The organism is Streptosporangium sp. NPDC006013 (genome assembly GCF_040614275.1).
Taxonomy (GTDB): Bacteria; Actinomycetota; Actinomycetes; order Streptosporangiales; family Streptosporangiaceae; genus Streptosporangium.
This window is the reverse complement of sequence record NZ_JBEXUE010000945.1, coordinates 1-1372: the sequence shown is the minus strand read 5'-3', so window position 1 is coordinate 1372 and position 1372 is coordinate 1. Positions and strand designations below refer to the sequence as shown.

Here is a 1372-nt window from a genome sequence, read left to right as displayed (position 1 = left end):
AGGAGATGTCAGTCCGGCCGGTCGTCGCCGCCGACACGTTCTGCACGATCATGTCGATGTTGACCTCGGCGTCGGCGAGTGTTTTGAAGATCGTCCAAGTCCAGCTCGGGCCCTTGGGCGTAGGGGAAGCCGTAGGCGGCCAGGCGCGACATGTCCCAGGAGCGATACCAGCCAAGGGCCTCGGCGCCGACCACCGGTTCGTGCTGCTGAACCCAGCCCAGGTTGCGGCGCCGGCCTCCCTGCCCCTCGCATTCGGGGCAGGTGATCGGGTCGGTCATCGCCGTCCCGTCCTGGAGCACGAGGTGCACGCCACCCAGACGCTCCGCTTCTTACTGCTGCCGTTGACGGACGCAATACCGGCCGATGCTGTTGAGCGGCTTCACCGCCGGGACCGGCCTGATCCTCGATCAGCCGCCTCATTCGCGGCTCGCGGCCCCGCGGTGGCCTCGTGCCGGACCTCCGGCCTCCCCACCGCGCAGGATGAGAGCCGCCGCGAGCAGGGAGAGTACGCAGGCGGACCAGAAGACGGCGGACAGGCCCGCCAGGGTGGCGAGCAGGCCGGCGGAGGCGGCGCCCAGCGGCATGGCGCCCATGCCGATCAGGCGGCAGGTGGCGTTCACCCGGCCGAGCAGACCCTCGGGGATGAGCCGCTGGCGCAGCGAGACGGAGACGACGTTGGTGACGGCGTTGGCCGCGCCGATGCCCGCGGCGGCGGGGAAGACCACCAGGGGAGAGGGAAGGAGGAGGGGCACCAGCAGCAGCAGGGCATTGAGCAGTGTGACGCCCACCAGGGCGCCGTTCTCACCGGTCAGGCGGGTGAGTGAGCCGGAGAGCACCGAACCGGCCACCGCGCCGGCGGCCAGGGTCGCCGCCAGGAGGCCGTACTGGCCGGGGGTGAGTCCCACCCGGGAGCCGTCACCGACCACCCAGAGCACGAAGACCGCGAAGTAGGCGCCGTAGGCGAGGTTGAGCACGCCGGAGTACGCGGCCAGGCTGCGCAGGGCGCGGTGTCCCCACAGGTGGCGCATGCCGTCGGCGATGTCGGCGCGCAGCGCCTGGGCGGGGGCGGCCTCCGGGCGGAACCGGCCGCGCATACCGAGCAGCAGCAGCGCGCCGGCCGCGTACAGCAGGGCGGCCGTGCCGAACACGGCGGTGGTGGCGATGCCGACCAGCAGGCCCGCGAGCGGGGCGCCGAGGAAGTGGTTGCCGAGGGTCTGGGTGGCGACGAGCCGACCGTTGGCCGCGCCCAGCCGGTCGCCGGTCACGGTCATCGGCAGGGCCCCACCTCCGACCCGTTATGCCCGGGGCTGGCACTGCCTGGGCCTGGCGAACGAGTTCAGGGACGGCAAGCCGCACAAGATCGAGGCATTCG

Annotated in this window: 2 protein-coding genes; both read right to left on the bottom strand. The window is 72.3% G+C overall.

The features are described 5' to 3' along the window. Positions 1–8 precede the first annotated feature (8 nt). Entirely contained in the window at positions 9–278 is a 270-nt protein-coding gene (locus ABZ260_RS51120; RefSeq protein WP_355633247.1) for a hypothetical protein, read from the bottom strand. A 138-nt stretch (positions 279–416) separates the two neighbouring features. Next, on the bottom strand, positions 417–1271 hold the full coding sequence (locus ABZ260_RS51115) for an MFS transporter (RefSeq protein ID WP_355633244.1): 855 nt from the start codon (positions 1269–1271) through the stop codon (positions 417–419). Between the last annotated feature and the right edge of the window lie 101 nt (positions 1272–1372).